Below are 20,633 nucleotides of genomic sequence, written 5' to 3'. Positions count from 1 at the left end.
CGAAGGATGGAATGTCCATGTCATGATGACAACCCCCCGCCGCCCCACAGCTGCGCAAAGTTGCGCAGCGTAAAAAATGCTTCGAGGGGCGGAACCATCAACAACCGGATTTGTTTCGCACCCATATGGTTTTTTCGACGATATCGTGAATTTCCTATGGATTGCACAGTTGTGCGAATTGACGTCATGACGCAAACCCGCGAAACGGGCGCGCCGGCATGGCGGGAATTGCTTTAGAGGGGCTGATTTTGGTTTCTTCAACGACGGAGCGGGGCGTGGCCGATGACGACAAGAATGCCGACGTCGCAACCCGGAAAGCTCAGGTGAAGGGCTCCGCCGCCCAGCGCAAGCGTCCCGCCGCCACCGGCAAGGAGGACGCACACGTGTCGCAGGTTTTGCGCACCGTGTATCAGCGCGCCGTCGATGAGGATATCCCGTCCGAAATGCTGGACCTGTTGAGCAAACTGGACTGATACACAGATGATCGGGGGCAGCCTTCCTCCGGCAGCCCGCTCCATGGTCGAGCCATTGCTGCATTTTTTCCGCTCGACCGGGGTCAAGATGTTCCTCATCCTGACCCTGGCTTTGTTGCCGCTGGGGCTGATCGCGCTCGTCGCGTCGCTCCAGGCGATCCGAACCGCCGACCTTGAAAAGGAAGCGCTGCTGCGCGTGGCGGTCACGCAAAGCGCGCGCAAGCTGACAGCGGACCTGCAGTCGGACCGCACGGCGCTCGAACTGGTCGTCAATGCGCTGGCCAACAACGCCGCCGACAAGGGCATGTGCCGGCGGCTCGCCTTCTTCCTGACGTCGCACGACGCCGAAGGGGGGCATTTCTACATTTACGACCGCGCGGGCAATCGCCTGTGCAGTTCGCCCGAACCCGAACCGGCGGGCGTCGCGCCCGCGGATCGTTTCGCCCGGCCGATGGCGCAGTTGCTGCCGGCCCATCTGCTCAGCCGGGTGCGCAGCGGCAACGGGCGGCTGGTCGCATTGTCCTATTATTCGCGTGGGCATCTCGAAAGCATCGCCGACCCCGCCACCGCACTGCAAAATCGCCAGCTCAGCCTGCGTCAGGGCGACAGGCAACTGATCGTCAGCCGTCCCGGCGCGAGCATCAGCGGCCATAGCAACAGCCTGTCCGCCCGTCTCGACCCGCCCGACATATTGCTGACCATGACCGTGCGCGAACCGCCCGCGACCCTGGCGCGGATGCTGTCGCTGTTCCTGCCGCTGGTCATGTGGTTCGCCGCGGCCGCGATCGGCTGGTTCGTGGTCAACCGCCTCCTCATCCGGCCGCTGGTGCTGTTGCGGCGGGTCGTGGCCGATTATCAGCCCGGCGAAGTGCTGCAACCGTTACAGCGCTTGCGCACCCCTGCGCTGGAGATCGTCGCACTGGGCGAGACCTTCCATGAAATCAGCATGGACGTGGCCACCCATGAAGCGGAGATTTCGGAAAGCCTGGAAACCCAGCGCAAGCTGACCCGCGAGGTGCATCACCGGGTCAAGAACAACCTCCAGATCATCGCCAGCCTCATCAACCTGCACGCCCGCTCCGCCCATGATCCCGAAGCGGTCGAGGCCTATGCCTCGATCCAGCGCCGGGTCGACGCGCTGTCGGTCGTCCACCGCAATCATTTTGCAGAGCTGGAGGAAAATCGCGGCGTTGGCGTCCGCCCGCTCATCAGCGAATTGTCGGCCAGCCTGCGCGGCACCGCCCCTGCCGCCGCGCGCCGCTTCGCGATCCAGATCGACAGCGACAATCTCCACATCAGCCAGGATGTGGCGGTGCCGATCGCTTTCCTGCTGACCGAACTGGTCGAACTGGCGATGATGCTCGCGCCCCAGGCCACGATGCAGATCGCGGTGCAGGTAGAGCCGGACCGCGACGATCGCGCCCGGCTGATGGTGGGATCGCCGGGCCTGAAGGCGTCCGATGCGATGACCGGCCATCTGAACGAACGCTATGGCCGCGTCCTGACCGGCCTGTCGCGCCAGTTGCGCGCGCCGCTGGATTATGACGGCGACGCGGGCAGCTACGCCATCACCATCACCGTCATCCCCTGACCCCTATATCCTGCCCCCTATATCCTGACTGACCTCAGACCCGCTGATAGTCGCGGCGGAAATCGGTGGCGAAACCGGCCAGCGTGCCGGCGGCAATAGCATCGCGCAGCCCCTGCATCAGTTCCTGGTAGAAATGGATGTTATGCTGGGTCATCAGCATCGCGCCCAGCATCTCGCCCGCCTTCACCAGATGGTGGAGATAGGCGCGACTCCAGGTCGCGCAGACCGGGCAGCCGCAACGCGGATCGAGCGGGCCTGTATCCTCGTTGAACTTGGCGTTGCGGATGTTGAGCGGCCCGGCCCAGGTGAAGGCCTGGCCATTGCGGCCCGATCGGGTCGGCAGCACGCAATCGAACATGTCGATGCCGCGCTCCACCGCGCCGACGATATCGTCAGGCTTGCCCACGCCCATCAGGTAGCGCGGCTTGTCCAGCGGCAGCATGGCGGGGGCGAAGTCGAGCGTGGCGAACATCGCCTCCTGCCCCTCGCCCACCGCCAGCCCGCCCACGGCATAGCCGTCGAAACCGATCTCGATCAGCTTTTCGGCTGAAATCCGGCGCAAGCCTTCGTCAAGCGATCCCTGCTGGATGCCGAACAGCGCCGCCCGCTCCGCATGGTCGCCGCCCGCGTCGAAACCCTCGCGCGAACGCTTCGCCCAGCGCATCGAGCGTTCCATCGAACGCCCCGCCTCGTCATGGGTGCAGCCGTTCTTGGTGCATTCGTCGAAGGCCATGACGATGTCGCTGTCCAGCAATCGCTGGATCTCCATCGATCGCTCCGGCGTCAGCATGTGCTTCGACCCGTCGATATGGCTGGAAAAGGCGACACCCTCCTCGCTCATCTTGGTGAGCGCAGACAGGCTCATCACCTGATAGCCGCCGCTGTCGGTCAGGATCGGCCGGTCCCAGCCCATGAAGCCGTGCAGTCCGCCCAGCCGCGCCATGCGCTCTGCGCCGGGACGCAGCATGAGATGGTAGGTGTTGCCCAGGATGATGTCGGCGCCGGTCGCGCGCACTTCGGCCGGACGCATCGCCTTGACGGTCGCGGCGGTGCCCACGGGCATGAAGGCGGGCGTGCGAATCTCGCCGCGGCGCATCTGGATCGCGCCGGTGCGCGCCTTGCCGTCGGTGGCGCTGACGGAGAAGGAAAAACGAGGCTTGGTCATGGCCGCGCTCTACGAGCGAACAGGCGCGCGCACAAGATTGGCACTGGGATTGGCGCCGGGATCGACGGTCGAGCCGGCTCAGCCCGCCTTGCGAACCCCGTCGAACAGCGCCATCGCGTCGATGTTGAAGCCTTCTACACGGCGATAGGGGCCGATGAAACGCAGGCAGTCCGCCGACAGGCGCAAAGGCCATGGCGTACCGTCCCGATCATGCAGTGCCAGGGTAACGCATGGGGTCTGGGGGGGCGGCTGGTTCATGGCTGCCGGGGTAATTAATAAAGGTTAACAAAGCCCTGACCGTGAAATCTTACATATGTTCAAGAGGGCCTTCTGTGGCAATTGCGCCACATCCGATCCAGTTCGGGGGGATTTGGGGCGACCTCCTTGCAACAGTTGCGGATAAAAATGGTTAATGCCCTGTCAATCATAAGGCGGTTGAATGCATGTTGCGGTCCAGCCTGATCTTTTCATTCAATATAGAAAAACGGGGTCGCAGATGATTGATTCAGGACGGTTTAATCCAACCAGAGACGAGGCTGAACACGCCTCTGAGGACTATGTTTCAGACAGCGGCGACCATCCGCCGCTCGCCTCTACGGAAAGTCCGCTCGACGCCGCATTCCGCCAGTCCACGCTGTTCGATCTGGGGCAGATCGACGTGCGCTGGGATACGGATCTCGCGACGCTCTGGGCGTTCATGACGCCACTCGAACGCCCCAACAGCAATATGGGCCTGATTCGCGACACCATGGCCTGGCAGCGCGAAAGCCGCCGGGTATTTGGCGGCGCGGACGGCAGCGGCCGGGACGGCCCGCTCAAATTCATGGTGCTCGGATCGCGCTTTCCCGGCGTCTTCAACCTGGGCGGCGACCTGGAAATGTTCGCCGAATGCATCCAGCGGCGCGATCGCGACACATTGCTGAAATATGGCGTCGCCTGTTGCGAGATCGTCGACCGCATCTGGCATTGCAACGACATGAACGTCATCAATATCGGCCTAGCCCAGGGCGATGCGCTGGGCGGCGGGCTGGAAGCGCTGATGTGCTTCGACGTCATCATCGCCGAACGGCAGGCGCGCTTCGGCCTGCCCGAAGTGTTGTTCGGCCTGTTTCCGGGCATGGGCGCCTATTCGATTCTCTCACGCCGGGTTGGCCCGGTGCTGGCGCGGCAGATGCTGACCGAGGGCCATATCTATACCGCCGACGAAATGTGCGAGATGGGCATCGTGACGCAGGTGGTCGATACCGGCGAAGGCGAAGCGGCGACGGCCCAGTGGATCAAGGACCATAGCGCCCATCATGCCGGCTATGTCGGCATCAACCGGGCCGGCCGCCGGGTCAACCCGATGACGCTGGAGGAATTGGTCGATATCGTCGAAACCTGGACCGACACCGCGCTGGCGCTGTCGGATCGGGATTTGCGGATGATGCGCCGGCTGGCCGCAGCACAAACGCGCCTGCGCTGATTGGATGACGCACGCCGCCCCGTTCAGGCGCGGCGGCGGCGCGGCATGGGATCGGGCCGTTCGCTGCCGTCCAGCGGGCCGGCGGCGATCAGTTCGGCGATCCGCTCACGCGGCACCGGGCGGCTGAACAGATAGCCCTGGACATTGGTGAAGCCCGCCTCGCGCGCATGGGCCAACTGGTCGGTCGTCTCGATTCCTTCCGCCACCGTATCCATGTTGAGGTCACGCGCCAGATTGCCGATCGCGCGCACGATCGCGCGATCCTCTACATTGGCGCTGACCCCCGCCATGAAGCTCTGATCGATCTTCAGCGTGTCGAACCGGTAGGAGCGCAGATAGGAAAGCGAACTATAGCCAGTGCCGAAATCGTCGAGCGCCAGCCGCAGCCCGATCCGTTGCAATTCGCGCAGGATCGCATTGGTCTGCCCGCTATTGTCGAGGAAGATCGATTCGGTGACTTCCAGTTCCAGCCGCCGCGCCGGCAGGCCGGACTCCAGCAGCGCGGCGATGACATTGGCCGGCAGCTCGGACGATTTGAGCGAGGCCGGCGAGATGTTGATGGCTATGCGGACGTCACCGGGCCATGACACGGCAGCGGCGCAGGCTTCGCGCAGCACCCATCCTGTCATCGCCTCGATCATCCCCATACCCTCGGCGATCGGGATGAATTCGGACGGCGGGATCGGCCCAAGCACCGGATGATCCCAGCGCAGCAGCGCTTCGCAGGCGTCGATATGCCCGCCATCCAGATTGACGATCGGCTGGAACAGCAGCTTCAATTCGCCGCCGTCCAGCGCGCGGCGCAGGCCCGTCTCGATCTCGTGGACGCGGTTGAACCGCTCCTTCAGCGACCAGTTGAAACTGGCGGCGCGGTTGCGCCCTTCCCGCTTGGCTTCATACAGCGCCAGATCGGCATGCTGCATCAGTTCGTCCATGTCGCGCCCGTCCTGTGGCGCGACGGCATAGCCGATGGACGCGGTGACGGAGAGATGATTGTCGCTGAGGTCGAAACCATGGGCAAAATAGGCGATGATTTCCTGTGCCAGCGCCGCTGCGGTCACCCGGTCCATGTCCGAACAGATGATGACGAACTCGTCGCCGCCGAACCGGGCGATGCGGCCGCGATCCTGAATCACATCGTTCAGCCGCTCCGCAACGCAGCGCAGCAACTGGTCGCCGACCATATGCCCCAGCGAGTCGTTGATTTCCTTGAACCGGTCGATGTCCATCCATAGGATGGTGACGGCGTCGTTCCGCTTCTGATTGGTGTCGAATATCTCGCGCAGACGCATCTGCATCGCCATGCGATTTTCCAGACCCGTCAGACTGTCGAACCGCGCCAGTCGCTCGAACTTGTCGGCCAGCAAAGACTTGTCCCGCTTGCCGACCAGCGCCTGGACGACGATGCGGTGGATGGTGGAGCTGATTTCAGCGAGCCCGAGCACCATCATCACCATCGCCACCGACAGCACGCGATAGCCGGTCGATCCTTCCAGCCAAAGCCCGGTCGCGGTCGGCAGCAGCGTCAGGCAGACCTGACCGATCGCGATCTGGACCCGCCCCGCATTGCGGCCGGAAATGCCGCCGGCATAGCCGGTCGCCATTGACACGCTCAGCATATGCGTGACCGGGTCGGGCGATCCGATCAGGGTGACGAAGCCCATCAGGCCCAGCAGCCCGGCATAGCCCCAGGCGCCCAGCTCATAGGCCAGTTCCCAGTTGCGCGAGGCGACCGCCGTGCCGCGCACCAGTTGGCGATGGAAGAAGATGGCGGATACGACGCGCAGCGTGGCCACCAGGCACAGAACCGCGACGACAAACTGGATCGGCCCCGGCGCCGACATGCTGCTGATGACGATGCCGACGGCAACGCCTGTGACCGCCCCGATGGTGAGTGACGTGGGCGATGCATAAAGTGATTCGACCAGGCTCCGCCGCACGTCGGCATCCTGCCCCGGTCCCCGCGCCGCGCGCCTTTCCAGAAATGTTTTCAGCACGCGCAAATGGCGGGTCTCCGGTTCCCGGCCCCCTGATCGCATTTCTTCCTTTATTTTTCGGTTAATGCAGCGACAATATCCAGCGTTCGCCCATCATTTCGTTACCGAAAAGACTGTGCGTTTCCTGCGCGGAGAGAGTGAAGCCGACCGATTCATACAGGTGGCGGGCATGGGTAAGGACATTCTGTGTCCACAACATCATTGCTCGATAGCCGGCATTGCGGGCGAAGCCGATACACTGATCGACCAGCGCCCGACCGATCCCCAGCCCGCGTGCGGCCCGCTCGACATGCAGCAACCGCAACTGCCCGACATCGTCGCCCGCGTCGGCCAGCAGTACCGCGCCCAGCATCGCGCCGTCGCGCTCGGCGATCCAGGCCTGCTCCCGACCCGGCTTGAAATCGCGCAGGAAGGCGGTGGTGATCTCCCCCTGCATCACCTCCATCGCCCGGCCCCAGCCATATTCCGTTTCGTATAACCGGGCCTGGCGCGACGCGACCAGCGCCAGGTCGCCGATGCGAAAGGGACGGATCGACCAATCCCTTTCGCTGTGTATCGGATCGCCCAGCAGCGCGCGGACCTGGCCCAATGCCGCGACCAGATCATCCTGCTGCCCCTGGTCCAACCCGGCGACCCGCGCGGCGGTGTCGGCGCGGGTGCGCGCGTCGATCGCCGCAAAGGCGGCGCGCCCCTCCGGGGTCAGGGCGATCGGCCGCTGCCGCGCATCGCTGCCGCGGCCGCGCGCTATCCATCCGCGCTTTTCGAAGCCGGCAATAATGCGACTGGCATGGCCCGCATCCAGCCCCATATGCTCACGCAGGCTGCTGGCCAGTACGCCGGCTTCCGCCTGCGCAATCTCATAAAGCAGCCGCGCCGCCGTGACGCCCATGCCGCTGTCCATGTAGCTGGGCTGCAACACGCCCGCGAACCGGGTGTGGAAGCGGTTGAAGGCGCGCACCGCCGCCACGGTTTCCGGCGCGGGCAAGGACGTATCGGCGGGCGGATGTTCATCGGTCATTGCAGGTCAGGCTAAGCCATGATAGTTGCCGTCGTCAACTAATAATCGGAAGTCTCTATTGGTGTCTGGCTCCCTGTCTCATCCGCTTGATCGCCCCGTCTGGCACAGCTTGTCGGGCGGCTGGTCCGCGTTGGCGCAGGGCGACGCCCATGCGCGCCGGATCGATCCGCTTTACGGGCCGTTCGGCGCGGCGGCGGATGACAGCGCGGCCAGTCGGGCGGCGCTCGCGGCGCTGGTGCCTGAGACCGGCCAACTCTGGCTCGTCGGTCCGGATGCGATGATTCCGCTGCCCGGCGTCACTGTCATGCGCACAGCGATGCTGGCGCAGATGGTCGCGCCGTCGATCACGCCCGCCGCCTCCGCTACGCCTGCATGGGCGACGCTGGACGAAAGCGACGCGGAAGAGATGCGCGCCCTTGCGCTGCTCACCCGGCCGGGGCCGTTCGCGCCCCGCACCCACCGGCTGGGCCGCTTCATCGGCGTGCGGGAGCATGGCCAGTTGATCGCGATGGCGGGCGAGCGGATGGCGCTGCCGGGCTTCACCGAAGTCAGCGGGGTCTGCACCCATCCCGACTGGTGCGGCCGCGGGCTGGCCAGCGCGCTGATGCGGATCGTCGCGCAGGCGATACTGGACCGGGGCGAAACCCCCTTCCTCCACGCCTATGCCGCCCACGACCGCACGATCGCGCTCTACCGCACACTGGGGTTCGGAGTGCGGGCGGAACTGCCGATGATGGCGGTGACGCGATAAAGGCTAGTGGCGGATCGGCTCGCAAGCGATGCCGTCATTGTCGCCGTCCATATGCGCGCCATAGCCCGGTTGTCCGCGATAGAGCGGAGCCGCGCCCGCGGCCCGTGCTTCGTTGCAGCCCCGATAGGACCATGTCGGGGCGGATGACGCCACCTTCCGCCCCTCGAAGCGCTGGACTGTTGGCGCAGGTTTAGCGACGGCACCGCCGGATGGCTGCTGGGCATCCAGTTCCGCCGCGCTCATCGGCTGCTCGCGCTGGACCGGGACGGTCGTCGTGACCATGGTCGCGGTCGCCTCGCTTTGCTCGGCCCTCGGCGCATCGGCCGGCCGCGTCAGATAGCCGATCGTGCCCCCGGCTAGGCACAGGGCCATCACGCCGCCTGCATATTGCACCATATTCATGGCTTGCGATTAGCAGGAATCTGTAAATGGCCGGTTTCGGCGCCCCAAAAGAAAAGGGCCGGTGGATCGCTCCACCAGCCCCTTCTTTGCGTCAGGAAGGCCGGAAACTTCATTCCCGCGATTAAACCGCAGGCGAGGCAAGCCCCGCCCGCGACGATCGCTTTAGAAGTCCATGCCGCCCATGCCGCCCATGCCGCCGCCGGGCATGCCCATCGGGGCCTTGTCGTCGGCGGGCAGCTCGGACACGGCGGCTTCCGTCGTGATGAGCAGGCCAGCCACCGAGGCAGCGTTCTGCAGCGCGGTGCGGACGACCTTGGTCGGGTCGATCACGCCGGCAGCAACCAGGTTTTCATACACGTCGGTCGACGCGTTGAAGCCGAACGAGGTGTCGTCCTGGTCGAGCAGCTTGCCCGACACGACAGCGCCATCATGGCCCGCATTCTGGGCGATCTGGCGAACCAGAGCGGTCAGCGACTTGCGAACGATGTCGATGCCGCGGGTCTGGTCATCATTGACGCCGGTCAGGCCATTGAGAGCCTTGGTCGCGTACAGCAGGGCCGTACCGCCACCGGGGACGATGCCTTCTTCGACCGCCGCGCGGGTTGCATGGAGAGCGTCGTCGACGCGATCCTTGCGCTCCTTGACTTCGACTTCCGTCGCGCCGCCGACCTTGATGACGGCCACGCCGCCAGCCAGCTTGGCCAGACGTTCCTGCAGCTTTTCACGGTCATAGTCCGAGCTGGTGTGCTCGATCTGCTGACGGATCTGCTCGGTGCGGCCCTTGATCGAGTCATGGTCGCCAGCGCCATCGACGATGACGGTGTTGTCCTTGTCGATGGTGACGCGCTTGGCGGTGCCGAGCATGCCCAGCGTGACCGACTCGAGCTTGATGCCCAGGTCTTCCGAGATCACTTCGCCCTTGGTCAGGACGGCGATGTCTTCCAGCATCGCCTTGCGACGATCGCCGAAGCCAGGCGCCTTGACAGCAGCAACCTTCAGGCCGCCACGCAGCTTGTTGACGACCAGGGTCGCCAGCGCTTCGCCTTCAATGTCTTCCGCGATGATCAGCAGCGGACGGCCCGACTGCACGACGGCTTCCAGGATCGGAAGGATCGACTGCAGGTTCGACAGCTTCTTCTCGTGGATCAGGATGTACGGATCAGCCAGCTCGACAGCCATCTTTTCCGGGTTGGTGATGAAGTAGGGCGACAGGTAGCCGCGGTCGAACTGCATGCCTTCCACGACGTCCAGTTCGAAGTCGAGACCCTTGGCCTCTTCCACGGTGATGACGCCTTCCTTGCCGACCTTTTCCATGGCTTCGGCGATCTTTTCGCCGACTTCACGGTCACCATTGGCGGAGATGATGCCGACCTGGGCGACTTCGGCCGAACCCGAAACCGGCTTCGAACGCGCCTTGATGTCCTCGACGACCTTGATGACGGCGAGGTCGATGCCGCGCTTCAGGTCCATCGGATTCATGCCGGCGGCAACCGACTTCATGCCTTCGCGCACGATGGCCTGGGCCAGGACGGTCGCGGTGGTGGTGCCGTCACCGGCGATGTCGTTGGTCTTCGAAGCGACTTCGCGGACCATCTGGGCGCCCATATTCTCGAACTTGTCCTTCAGTTCGATTTCCTTGGCGACGCTGACGCCGTCCTTGGTGATGCGGGGCGCACCGAAGCTCTTGTCGATGACGACGTTGCGGCCCTTCGGCCCCAGGGTCACCTTGACCGCGTCGGCCAGGATGTCGACGCCGCGCAGGATGCGCTCACGAGCGTCACGCGAAAACTTTACGTCCTTCGCTGCCATGATCTTTCACCTTCTTTGAGAATTGCAAAATTTGCGAAGTTCACACCGTTACAGGGCATGAATTTCCGCCGAAAAATGGAATGACTGTCCGGTTCGCCGCTTTACGCGACGACGCCCAGAATGTCCGATTCCTTCATGATCAGCAGGTCTTCACCGTCGACCTTGACTTCGGTGCCCGACCATTTGCCGAACAGCACGCGATCGCCGGCCTTTACGTCCAGCGGGGTCACCTTGCCGTCTTCGGCCTTGCTGCCGGTGCCGACGGAGACGATTTCGCCTTCCTGCGGCTTTTCCTTGGCGGTGTCGGGGATGATGATGCCGCCGGCGGTCTTCGCTTCCGCTTCGATGCGGCGGACGAGAACACGGTCGTGCAACGGACGAAATGCCATGTTGATTGCCTTTCCCTAGCTTTGGGGAGGGGGCGGCGCACAGGATCGGAGGACGATCTCCCCCGCAAAAGCCCTGTCCGCTTGTCCGTCTCCCGATGAACTTGTCGTTGTTAGCACTCGTTGAACAAGAGTGCTAGCGGCATGCATATGGAAAAGTCGTTCCGCTGGTCAAGGGTGGCGGCGCGAAAATTTTCCGACGCCCGGCCGAGCCAACGGCGCGTTGCCGCAGATAGGCCGCGCCCGATCGACCGTCATCCCCGACGCGACGGATTGCGCGGATATTGCGGCTGTTCCTTCTTCATGTCGTTTCGGGAATCTTTGATGACAGGCGCATCGTCCGCGCGCGTCGCCGGTTGAAGCCAGCATAAGCCAAAGGAGACGAGGATGCCCTACGCCACGATCATCGCTGCTGTCGATGTCAACGAGCCGGACCTGGCCCGCGCCGCCATCGCCGGAGCGGCGGAGGTTGCGGGCACGGACGGCGCCGTCCACATCCTGTACGTCCGCTATTATCTGCCGACCCGCTATTCCGAATTGCTGGCGAGCGATTTCGACGAGCGGGAGGAGGCGGACGCGCTGTCCGACATGCAGGCATGGGCGGCGGAGGCCGGACTGGACTCCACCCGCACCCAAATATTCACCCGCCGCGGCCGGGTGCGGGACGAGGTCATCATCGAAGCGGAACGGCGCAAGGCGGACCTGATCGTGCTGGCGTCGCACCAGCCGTCCCTCTCCTCCCGCCTGCTCGGCTCCAACGCATCAGCCATCGTCCACCAGTCGCCGGTCAGCGTGCTGGTGGTCAGGACCGATGCGAAATAATCATCGATCGATGAGCGGGCATCGGTTGCGGGCCATGGGAGCGCTTCCTACCTGCCGGTCATATTCTGGCAGCATCGGAGCCGCACCCTATGACCGACACATATACCCCGCCCAAAGTCTGGACCTGGGACAAGGAAAATGGCGGCCCCTTCGCGTCCATCAATCGCCCGATCGCGGGCGCGACGCACGACAAGGTCTTGCCGGTCGGCCAGCATCCGCTCCAGCTCTATTCGCTCGCCACCCCCAATGGGCAGAAAGTGACGATCCTGCTGGAAGAACTGCTGGAAGCGGGCGTCACCGAAGCGGAATATGACGCCTGGTTGATCCGCATCGGTGATGGCGACCAGTTCGGCAGCGACTTCGCCGCCATCAACCCCAATAGCAAGATCCCGGCGTTGCTCGACCATAGCGTGTCGCCGCCGCAGCGGGTGTTCGAATCCGGGTCGATCCTTCTCTATCTGGCCGAGAAATTCGGCAAGTTCCTGCCGGCCGATCCGGCCGGGCGCACCGAGGCGCTCAACTGGCTGTTCTGGCAGATGGGCGCTGGCCCGCTGCTGGGCGGGGGCTTCGGCCATTTCTTCGCCTATGCGCCGGAAAAGTTCGAATATGCGATCAACCGCTACACGATGGAGGTGAAGCGGCAGCTCGATGTGCTCGACCGGCAACTGGCGGACAATGACTATATCGCCGGCGCCGACTATAGCATCGCCGACATCGCCATCTGGCCCTGGTATGGCGGGCTGGTGCTTGGCCGCGCCTATGACGCGGCGGAGTTTCTGGACGCGGCCAGCTACAAGAATGTCGTGCGCTGGGCGCGGCAGATCGACGCCCGCCCGGCGGTGAAGCGCGGCCGCATGGTCAACAAGGCGAACGGGCCGCTGGAGGAACAGCTCCACGAACGCCATGATGCGGGCGATTTCGACACGAAGACCCAGGACAAGCTGGAAGGGGCGGCTTAAGCGCCGCTACAATAATCCGTTCGCTTCGAGCGTGTCGAGAAGCGTTTCTCGACTTCGCTCGAAACGAACGGCGTTTTACTTAATAGCCCACGGTAAATCGCCCGCGGCTATGCTGCGGCGTTTCGATTTCATCCACCAGCGCGATGGCATAGTCGGCGTAGGATATGCTGCTATTGCCTTCGCCATCGACCAGCAGTTGGTCCTTGCCGACGCGGAAGCCGCTCTTGCGATCGCCCACGAAGAAATAGGCCGACGGCGACAGGAAGGTCCAGTCGATGTCATCGACCCCGCGCAGATAGTCGAGAAACACCGCGCCCTTGCCCGCTTCGACCTTGGCGACTTCGGGGAAGTCCGGCGTGGCGATCAGCGGCACCCCCGGCGCGACCTCCAGGCTGCCCGCGCCGCCGACCACCAGGTAACGCGGCACGCCGGAATCGCGCACCACGCCGACCAGCGATTCAGGATCGGTATCGGAAAACATCACCGCGCTTACGACCACGTCATGGCCGCGGATAGCCTCGACCAGAGCCGCAGGATCGTTGACGTCGCCCTGCACCGCCGTCACCTGCGCGTCCTCGATGGCCTTTTCAGGATGCCGCGATATCGCCGTCACCCGATGCCCGCGTCGCGCCAGTTCGGCGCTGATTTCCGTGCCCGCTCGGCCCGTGCCGCCGATGATCGCTACCTTCATATTCTCGTCTCCATGGGTGGTTACCGATGGAAACCAGATAGCGATTGCGATATCATCCCCGCAAGAAGGCACCTCGCCTTCACCTGGTTACGCCAAGGATACCGCCCGCATGTCCCCTCCCCAGCCGCTGCGCACCGGCGACGCCTATAATCCCGATTGTCCGACCCGCCACATTCTCGACCGGATCGGCGACAAATGGGCGGTGCTGGTGCTGCTGACATTGAAGGATGGGCCGGTGCGCTTCAACGACCTGCGCCGGCGGATCGGCGCCATCTCACAAAAGATGCTCTCGCAGACGTTGAAGAGCCTGGAGCGCGACGGGCTGGTCAGCCGCGCCGCCTTCCCCACCGTGCCGGTAACGGTGGAATATCGGCTGACCCCGCTGGCGGGCGGGCTGATCGGCATATTGGATCAGGTCACCCAATGGGCCGAAGACCATGTCGGCGCCATCATGGCGTCGCGGCGCGCCCATGACGGGGCGCTGACCGATGCGATGGCGGCCTAGTTTTTTGGATTGACGCGATTTCTTAACCATCAAACGAGTTCGTTTGATTGGAAATCGCTTAACCGGCCGCCTGCACGATCTCCGCCCACTCGGCCTCGCTAATCACCGCGACTCCCAGCGCGGCCGCCTGCTTGAGCTTCGATCCCGCCCCCGGCCCCGCCACGACCAGATCGGTCTTCGCGCTGACCGATCCGGCGGCTTTCGCGCCCAGCCGCTCGGCCTGCGCCTTGGCCTCGTCGCGGCTCATGGTTTCCAGCTTGCCGGTGAAGACGACCGTCTTGCCGGTCACCGCGCTGGCGGTGGTTTCCACGACATAGTCGGGCGGCGATACTGCGCGCAGCAGATCGTCCCAAGCCTCCACATTATGCGGTTCGTGGAAGAAATCGGCGATCGCATGGCCCACCGCCGCGCCGACATTCTCCACGCCGATATGTTCGGCGATCGCCTTGTCTCGCTTGGCCTGGGTTTCGGTCGGGTCGGCCGCATCGCGCAGCGCGATGATCTCTTCCGCCAGCGCCCGGACGCCCGGCAGCGTGGTGTAACGCTTGAGCAGGTCGCGCGCCGTCACCGCACCGACATGGCGGATGCCCAGGCCAAAGAGCAGGCGCGCGGCGTCGGGCTGGCGCTTCGCCTCGATCGCGGCGAGCAGATTGTCGACCGACTTTTCCTTCCACCCTTCCCGGCCGAGCAGGTCGGGCCGATGCTTTTTGAGCCGGAAGATGTCCGCCGGTTCGGCGATCCAGCCGAGGTCGAGAAACTCCTGGATGGACTTCTCTCCCAGCCCCTCAATGTCCAGCGCTCCACGGCTGACGAAATGACGCAGCCGTTCGAAGCGCTGGGCGGGGCAAATGAGGCCGCCGGTGCAGCGATAATCGACCTCTTCCTCCTCCCGCACGGCTTCGGACCCGCAGACGGGGCAATGGTTCGGGAAGGGAAAGGGATCGCGCGCCTCTTCACGCGACAGATTCTCGACCACCTGCGGGATGACGTCGCCCGCGCGCTGCACCACGATGCGGTCACCGGGGCGGACGCCGAGGCGGGCGATCTCATCTGCATTGTGGAGCGTCACGTTGGACACGACCACGCCGCCCACGGTGACGGGGGTCAGGCGGCCGACCGGGGTCAGCTTGCCGGTGCGCCCGACCTGGATGTCGATCGCTTCGAGCGTGGTCTGCGCGCGTTCGGCGGGGAATTTATGGGCGATGGCCCAACGCGGCGCCTTCGCCACGAAGCCCAGCCGCTGTTGCCAGTCGAGCCGGTCGACCTTGTACACCACGCCGTCGATATCGAAGGGCAGTTCCGCGCGCGCCGCTTCGATCCCGCGATAATGGGCGATCAGCGCGTCCAGGCTGTCGACGCAGGCCAGCATGTCCGACACCGGCAGGCCCCATCCCGCGATCGCCTGCATCACGCCCAGTTGCGTGTCGGCGGGGACGGCGCTGTGCGCGCCCCAGCCATGGGCGAGGAAACGCAGCGGGCGGCTGGCGGTGACGGCCGCATCCTTCTGGCGCAAAGATCCGGCGGCGGCATTGCGCGGATTGGCGAATTGCCGCGCCTTTTCGGGGTCGTCGGCTTCGGCCAGCAGGCGCTGGTTGAGGGCCACGAAATCGTCCTTGGCCATATAGACTTCGCCGCGCACCTCGAACAGGTCGGGTATGTTCGGGCCGGTCAGCGTTTGCGGGATGTCGGCGATCGTGCGGACGTTGGCGGTCACGTCCTCCCCGGTCGTGCCGTCGCCACGGGTCGCGGCCAGCTTGAGTTCGCCCTGTTCATAACGTAGCGAGCAGGACAGGCCGTCGATCTTCGGCTCCGCGGTCAGCGCCAGCGGCGCGTCGTCCGGCAGCGCCAGGAAGCGACGGACGCGGGCCAGGAACTCGCCGATATCCTCGTCTGAAAAGCCATTGTCGAGGCTCATCATACGGACGGCGTGCGGCACCTTCTTGAGCGCCGACGTCGCCGTGGCCCCGACTTGCGCATTGGGCGAATCGGCGCGGATCAGCTGCGGAAAGGCGGCCTCCAGCGCGTTGTTCTCACGGATCAGCGCGTCATAGTCCGCGTCGCTAATCTCCGGCGCATCCTGGTCATGATAGAGCCGGTTATGCTTCGCCACTTCGCGTGCCAGGCGCATCAGGCGGTTGGCGGCTTCGGCTTCGGTGAGGGTTGTGGGGTCGGTCATGGGGCCGTCTTAGCGAACCGCTCCCCGACCAGAAAGGCCGCTATTGATCGCTCGACCGCGCAAGGTCGATTTTCACGGTGTGCGTCTGCATCGGCGTGAGAAGAAGGAAAGCGGTCGCTAACAGGCCAAGCCCCGCCCAGACATATCGTTTCTTCCGAAAGTCATCGATGCTGCGGATCAAACAAAAGAGGGCAACCAGTTGAAAGGTCGCCATAAGCCACTGGACTTGCTGGATGTGTATCGCGCTCAAACGCCCGCCACTGGCACCGTCTCGAACCGCTGGCCGAAACCCGCGATGATTGGCCGCGCCTTGGCGATGGCGGCCTGGACCGCGGGCAGCTTGAGCGAGGCGGCGTGGTTTTCCCGGCTGTCCCAGACTTCGGTGATCCAGATGGCGTCCGGATTCTCGCTGTCCAGCGCGATGATATAGGACAGGCAACCGGGCATCGCGCCGGTCGCGTCCCGCAGATAGCCGACCAGTTCGTCGCGCTTGCCCGGCTGGCTCAGCATCTGGCCGATCAGGCCGTATCGGGGCTTGGCCTCCTGCGCGGCGGCGGGGATGGCGCTGGCGGCGATGGCGGCTGCGCCGAGGCCCAACATGTCTCTGCGGTTATGGGTCATGCTATTTACCGTCTCCATTCGGTTCGAGGGTGGTGTCAAGCCTCCACAAACCGTAGCCCCTAGGCGGGAACACAAGGGTCAAACCCGCTCCAGCAACCGTTCCGCCTGCGCGCGTGCCTCCGCCGTGATTTCCGCGCCCGACAGCATCCGCGCGATTTCCTCGCGGCGTTCCGCATCGTCCAGCGCATGAACGCCGGTGCGCGTGACGGTGCCGTCACTGGACTTGGCGATCAGCAGATGGCCCGCGCCCCGCGCCGCGACCTGCGGGCTGTGGGTGACGACGAGGATCTGGTTGCTCTGCGCCAGCCGCGACAGCCGCTCACCGATCGCGTCGGCCACGGCCCCACCCACGCCCCGGTCGATCTCGTCGAAGATCAGCGTATCCGCACCGCCCCGCTCGGCCAGCGCGACCTTCAGCGCCAGGATGAAGCGCGACAATTCGCCGCCCGATGCGATCTTGGCCAGCGGCGCGAAGGGCGCGCCGGGGTTCGTCGAGATTTCGAACTCGACCCGGTCCATCCCCTGCGGACTCCACTGACCCTCGTCCAGTTGCGCAACCACGGTGCGGAAGCGGGCGGCATCCAGTTTCAGCGGCGCAAGTTCGGCAGCGACCGCAGCATCCAGACGCCCGGCAGCCATCTGCCGTTCACCCGACAGCGCCTGCGCTGCGGCGCGATAGGCGGCGGCCTTCCCCGCGACATCCTTTTCCAGCGCCGCGATATGCGCCTCGCCGCCCTCGATCGCGGCCAGCTTCGCGTCCATCTCGTCGCGCAGCGCGGCCAGATCGTCGGGCTGCACCTGATGCTTGCGCGCCAGACCGCGCAGGTCGAACAGACGGGTTTCGATCATGTCGAGGCGCGCGGGATCAAAGCTCAGCGCCTCGACCGCTTCGGCCAGTCGATCCTCCGCCTCGCCCGCCTCCACCACAGCGCGGTCCAGCGCTTCGAGCACGGCGGCCAGCAGCGGCTCTTCCGACGCAATCCGATCCAGCCGACGCGCCGCCTGTCGCAATTGGGCCAGCCCGCCATCCGATCCGGTCAGGCAATCGCCGACGGCGGACAGGTCGTCGGTCAGGCGCGCGCCCTTCTGCATGGTCGCGCGTTCTTCCGCCAGCGTCGCCTCCTCACCCGGTTCGGGCGCGAACTTGCGCAATTCCTCGACCGCATGGGTCAGGTAATCACGGTCGCGCGCGGCATTGTCCACAGCGGCATGCGCCTCCGCCAGCGCCTTGGCCGCGGTGCGCCAGCCGGCATGGGCAGACGCCACCGCTCCGGCCTCGCAGCGGCCATAGCTGTCGAGCAGCGCGCGATGGCCCCGCGGATTAAGCAGGCCGCGATCGTCATGCTGGCCGTGGATCTCGACCAGCGATCCGCTCAGGTCGCGCAGCAGCGCGGCCGAACAGGGCTGATCGTTGACGAAGGCGCGACTGCCGCCATCGGCCTTCACCAAGCGGCGGATCAGCAGCGGCTCGCCCGGTTCAATCTCGATGCCATTGTCCGCGAGCAGCAGTGCAACGCGGGTAGCGGCGGCCGGCGGTTCGAAGGTGGCGACGACACTCGCCTGCGCCTCGCCATTGCGCACCAGACCGCTGTCGGCGCGCGCGCCCAGCGCCAAGCCGAGCGAATCCAGCAGGATCGACTTGCCCGCCCCCGTCTCCCCGGTCAGCACGGAAAGGCCCGCGCCGAACTCCAGGTCCAGCGCCTCGATCAGCACGACATTGCGGATGGCGAGCGAGATCAGCATGGCGCGCTTCTACCCATCACCGCACAAAAGGGGAACAGGCAAAAAGGCCGTCAGGCCTTGACGCCATGTTCCTGCATCAGCTTGTAGCTGCGCTCATACCATTTGGTGCCGGGATAGTTGCGGCCCAGCACGGCGGCGGCCTTCTGCGCTTCGGCGGGGATGCCAAGCGAGAGATAGGATTCGACCAGCCGCTCCAGCGCTTCGGGCGTGTGCGTCGTGGTCTGATATTTGTCGACCACCGATCGGAAGCGCAGCGTGGCGGCGAGCCACTGGCCGCGCCGCTGGTAGAAACGGCCGACCTCCATTTCCTTGCCGGCCAGATGATCGTTGACCAGATCGACCTTCAGACGCGCGTCGGCGGCGTAGCGAGTGTCGGGATAGCGGCGGATAAGTTCGCCCAGTGAATCCAGCGCCTGCTGCGTGATCTTCTGGTCGCGGGTGACGTCGGCAATCTGCTCATAATAGCAGAGCGCGATCAGATAATAGGCGTAGGGCGCGTCCTTGTTGCCGGTATGGATCGACAGGAAACGCTGTGCGGCCGAGATGGATTCGGCATAGTCGGTGTTCATATAATAGCTGAAGGCGGACATGAGCTGCGCGCGGCGCGCCCAGGGCGAATAGGGATGCTGGCGTTCCACCTCATCGAACAGGGCGGCGGCGAGCTTGTACTGGCCGCGGTCCAGCCGGTCCTTGCCGCTATTATACAGGGTCGACACGTCACGCGCGACATATTGGGTGTCGGCCTTGTTCTTCGACGTGGAGCAGCCGGTAAGGACAGGCGAGGCGATCAGGACCAGGGCGGTGGCCGCGCCAATGCGCGTCATGGTTTTCGTCAGCATGGGCGGGTCATAGCCGAGGGACACGCCGCCGCCAAGCGGCAGAATGCGCGTCGGTCAACAGGCCGCCCTGACGGGCAGGTCGAGCCTGGCGACGGCCCCGCCCTGCGGCGCCGATGTCAGCGCGAAATGCCCGCCCAACTGGGCCGCCAACGCGTGGGCAATACGCAGACCCAGGGATTCGCCGCGCTCCAACTGGAAGTCGGGCGCAACGCCCTGCCCGTCGTCGGCGATCTGCAGGGTCAGGGCGCCGTCCACCATCTCGAGCGTCACGCCGATCGCGCCGCCGCGATCGGGCAGGCCATGCTCCATCGCATTGCTGACCGATTCCGCCACCACCAGCGCCAAAGGCACGGTGATGTTGGGGTCGAGCCGCAGTCCGTCCGGCGCGGTCACCACCACGCCAATGTCGGTCCGTCCGCTGGCCTCCACTATGTCGGTGGTCAGGGTGGTCAGAAAAATGCGCATATCCTGACCCGCACCAGACGGATCGTAGAGCGCGCGGCTGATGCGACCGACCAGCGACAGCCGGGCGGAGGCGTCGTCCAGCGCCTGCCGCGCGACTTCATGATCGACATGCCGGCGCTGGAGCGAGAGCATCGCCGCGACCACCTGCAGATTGTTGGAGACGCGATGCTGGAGTTCGTGAAACAGCAATTCGCGATTTTCCGCGAGGGCGCGGCTGCGCTCCCGCTCCACCGCCAGATTGAAATTGGCCCGCTGCATGAAGTGGATCAGGGCGATGTCGACCGCGACCACCCCGGTGTAGAAGAGCATCGCGACCGCGACCGCCGGATTGAGCGTCAACGCGCCATAGGGCGGGATGAAGACATACCAGGAGATGGCGCCGCATATGATACCCGCGAAGAGGCCGGGCCGCACGCCGAACAGGAAGGACGACAGGATGACCGCTGGGAAGAAGGTGACGAAGGGATAGCCGACCGGCAGCAACGGCTCCGCCGCGATCCGCAACAGCAGGGCAGCGGCGCAGAAACAGCTCGTCAGGATATAGGCATAGACCGGCCGGTCGAGAACGAGCGGCAGGCGTTCGACGAACCGCTCATTGCTCCGCTGCATGATGAACCCCCACTATCCATCGTTACAGTAGCAGAACTTCCGCGCCCTGCCTTGATCGAAATCAGTCTGCGGCCGTCGGACGCAAAAACGGGGCGCCCGGCGGACCGGACACCCCGTCTTGTCTGTGGGAAGGCCGATCCGACGAT

The 20,633-nt window shown here is 64.9% G+C and carries 20 protein-coding genes; 7 read left to right on the top strand and 13 right to left on the bottom strand.

Annotation, left to right across the window (positions count from 1 at the left end):
- The first annotated feature begins 218 nt into the window (after positions 1-218).
- The gene (locus SBA_RS09000) at positions 219-473 is read left to right on the top strand and encodes a NepR family anti-sigma factor (protein ID WP_261936606.1); all 255 of its coding nucleotides are present in this window, start codon (positions 219-221) and stop codon (positions 471-473) included.
- A gap of 88 nt (positions 474-561) precedes the next feature.
- Positions 562-2,064, top strand: coding sequence for a sensor histidine kinase (locus SBA_RS08995; protein ID WP_261936706.1), 1,503 nt, complete (start codon positions 562-564; stop codon positions 2,062-2,064).
- A 34-nt stretch (positions 2,065-2,098) separates the two neighbouring features.
- Here SBA_RS08995 and tgt read toward each other — a convergent pair whose 3' ends face one another.
- Positions 2,099-3,229 (bottom strand): tRNA guanosine(34) transglycosylase Tgt, encoded by a 1,131-nt coding sequence (gene tgt, locus SBA_RS08990; RefSeq protein WP_261936605.1) that lies wholly within the window; start codon positions 3,227-3,229, stop codon positions 2,099-2,101.
- 78 nt (positions 3,230-3,307) lie between these two features.
- A complete protein-coding gene (locus SBA_RS08985; protein WP_261936604.1) occupies positions 3,308-3,487 on the bottom strand; it encodes a hypothetical protein in 180 nt (59 codons plus the stop codon).
- 238 nt (positions 3,488-3,725) lie between these two features.
- Between SBA_RS08985 and SBA_RS08980 the strand changes: the two genes are divergently transcribed.
- Positions 3,726-4,694, top strand: coding sequence for a crotonase/enoyl-CoA hydratase family protein (locus tag SBA_RS08980; protein WP_261936603.1), 969 nt, complete (start codon positions 3,726-3,728; stop codon positions 4,692-4,694).
- Positions 4,695-4,717: 23 nt separating this feature from the next.
- Here SBA_RS08980 and SBA_RS08975 read toward each other — a convergent pair whose 3' ends face one another.
- Positions 4,718-6,697 carry a putative bifunctional diguanylate cyclase/phosphodiesterase gene (locus SBA_RS08975; RefSeq protein ID WP_390902419.1) on the bottom strand — a complete coding sequence of 660 codons (1,980 nt, stop codon included), beginning with the start codon at positions 6,695-6,697 and terminating at the stop codon, positions 4,718-4,720.
- Positions 6,698-6,752: 55 nt separating this feature from the next.
- A complete protein-coding gene (locus SBA_RS08970; RefSeq protein ID WP_261936601.1) occupies positions 6,753-7,709 on the bottom strand; it encodes a bifunctional helix-turn-helix transcriptional regulator/GNAT family N-acetyltransferase in 957 nt (318 codons plus the stop codon).
- 58 nt (positions 7,710-7,767) lie between these two features.
- On the opposite strand from SBA_RS08970, the gene SBA_RS08965 reads away from it, so the two are divergent.
- Positions 7,768-8,460 carry a GNAT family N-acetyltransferase gene (locus SBA_RS08965; RefSeq protein ID WP_261936600.1) on the top strand — a complete coding sequence of 231 codons (693 nt, stop codon included), beginning with the start codon at positions 7,768-7,770 and terminating at the stop codon, positions 8,458-8,460.
- Between the two features lie 3 nt (positions 8,461-8,463).
- On the opposite strand, the gene SBA_RS08960 is transcribed toward SBA_RS08965, so the two are convergent.
- The 3 genes from SBA_RS08960 to groES all read right to left on the bottom strand — a co-directional run bounded on the left by SBA_RS08960 (position 8,464) and on the right by groES (position 11,060).
- A complete protein-coding gene (locus tag SBA_RS08960) occupies positions 8,464-8,856 on the bottom strand; it encodes an excalibur calcium-binding domain-containing protein (RefSeq protein ID WP_224547466.1) in 393 nt (130 codons plus the stop codon).
- A gap of 168 nt (positions 8,857-9,024) precedes the next feature.
- Positions 9,025-10,671 (bottom strand): chaperonin GroEL, encoded by a 1,647-nt coding sequence (groL, locus tag SBA_RS08955; protein ID WP_261936599.1) that lies wholly within the window; start codon positions 10,669-10,671, stop codon positions 9,025-9,027.
- Between the two features lie 101 nt (positions 10,672-10,772).
- Complete coding sequence (gene groES / locus SBA_RS08950; RefSeq protein ID WP_007704439.1) at positions 10,773-11,060, bottom strand: co-chaperone GroES; 288 nt, start codon at positions 11,058-11,060, stop codon at positions 10,773-10,775.
- Positions 11,061-11,444: 384 nt separating this feature from the next.
- Here groES and SBA_RS08945 point away from each other — a divergent pair, with 384 nt between their 5' ends.
- The gene (locus SBA_RS08945) at positions 11,445-11,879 is read left to right on the top strand and encodes a universal stress protein (protein ID WP_261936598.1); all 435 of its coding nucleotides are present in this window, start codon (positions 11,445-11,447) and stop codon (positions 11,877-11,879) included.
- An 89-nt stretch (positions 11,880-11,968) separates the two neighbouring features.
- On the top strand, positions 11,969-12,838 hold the full coding sequence (yghU, locus tag SBA_RS08940) for a glutathione-dependent disulfide-bond oxidoreductase (RefSeq protein WP_261936597.1): 870 nt from the start codon (positions 11,969-11,971) through the stop codon (positions 12,836-12,838).
- A gap of 79 nt (positions 12,839-12,917) precedes the next feature.
- Here yghU and SBA_RS08935 read toward each other — a convergent pair whose 3' ends face one another.
- Complete coding sequence (locus tag SBA_RS08935; protein WP_261936596.1) at positions 12,918-13,529, bottom strand: NAD(P)-dependent oxidoreductase; 612 nt, start codon at positions 13,527-13,529, stop codon at positions 12,918-12,920.
- A gap of 109 nt (positions 13,530-13,638) precedes the next feature.
- On the opposite strand from SBA_RS08935, the gene SBA_RS08930 reads away from it, so the two are divergent.
- Positions 13,639-14,034, top strand: a complete 396-nt coding sequence (locus SBA_RS08930) for a winged helix-turn-helix transcriptional regulator (protein WP_261936595.1) — start codon at positions 13,639-13,641, stop codon at positions 14,032-14,034.
- 58 nt (positions 14,035-14,092) lie between these two features.
- On the opposite strand, the gene ligA is transcribed toward SBA_RS08930, so the two are convergent.
- From ligA to SBA_RS08905, 5 genes are all read right to left on the bottom strand, one after another.
- Positions 14,093-16,210, bottom strand: a complete 2,118-nt coding sequence (gene ligA, locus SBA_RS08925) for an NAD-dependent DNA ligase LigA (RefSeq protein WP_261936594.1) — start codon at positions 16,208-16,210, stop codon at positions 14,093-14,095.
- Positions 16,211-16,456: 246 nt separating this feature from the next.
- Positions 16,457-16,831 carry a putative quinol monooxygenase gene (locus SBA_RS08920; protein WP_261936593.1) on the bottom strand — a complete coding sequence of 125 codons (375 nt, stop codon included), beginning with the start codon at positions 16,829-16,831 and terminating at the stop codon, positions 16,457-16,459.
- Positions 16,832-16,909: 78 nt separating this feature from the next.
- On the bottom strand, positions 16,910-18,574 hold the full coding sequence (gene recN, locus SBA_RS08915; RefSeq protein ID WP_261936592.1) for a DNA repair protein RecN: 1,665 nt from the start codon (positions 18,572-18,574) through the stop codon (positions 16,910-16,912).
- Positions 18,575-18,624: 50 nt separating this feature from the next.
- The gene (locus tag SBA_RS08910) at positions 18,625-19,413 is read right to left on the bottom strand and encodes an outer membrane protein assembly factor BamD (protein ID WP_224547476.1); all 789 of its coding nucleotides are present in this window, start codon (positions 19,411-19,413) and stop codon (positions 18,625-18,627) included.
- A 54-nt stretch (positions 19,414-19,467) separates the two neighbouring features.
- Positions 19,468-20,487, bottom strand: a complete 1,020-nt coding sequence (locus SBA_RS08905) for a sensor histidine kinase (protein ID WP_261936591.1) — start codon at positions 20,485-20,487, stop codon at positions 19,468-19,470.
- Between the last annotated feature and the right edge of the window lie 146 nt (positions 20,488-20,633).

Source organism: Sphingomonas bisphenolicum (assembly GCF_024349785.1).
GTDB classification, from domain to species: domain Bacteria; phylum Pseudomonadota; class Alphaproteobacteria; order Sphingomonadales; family Sphingomonadaceae; genus Sphingobium; species Sphingobium bisphenolicum.
This window is presented reverse-complemented; position numbering and strand designations above follow the sequence as displayed.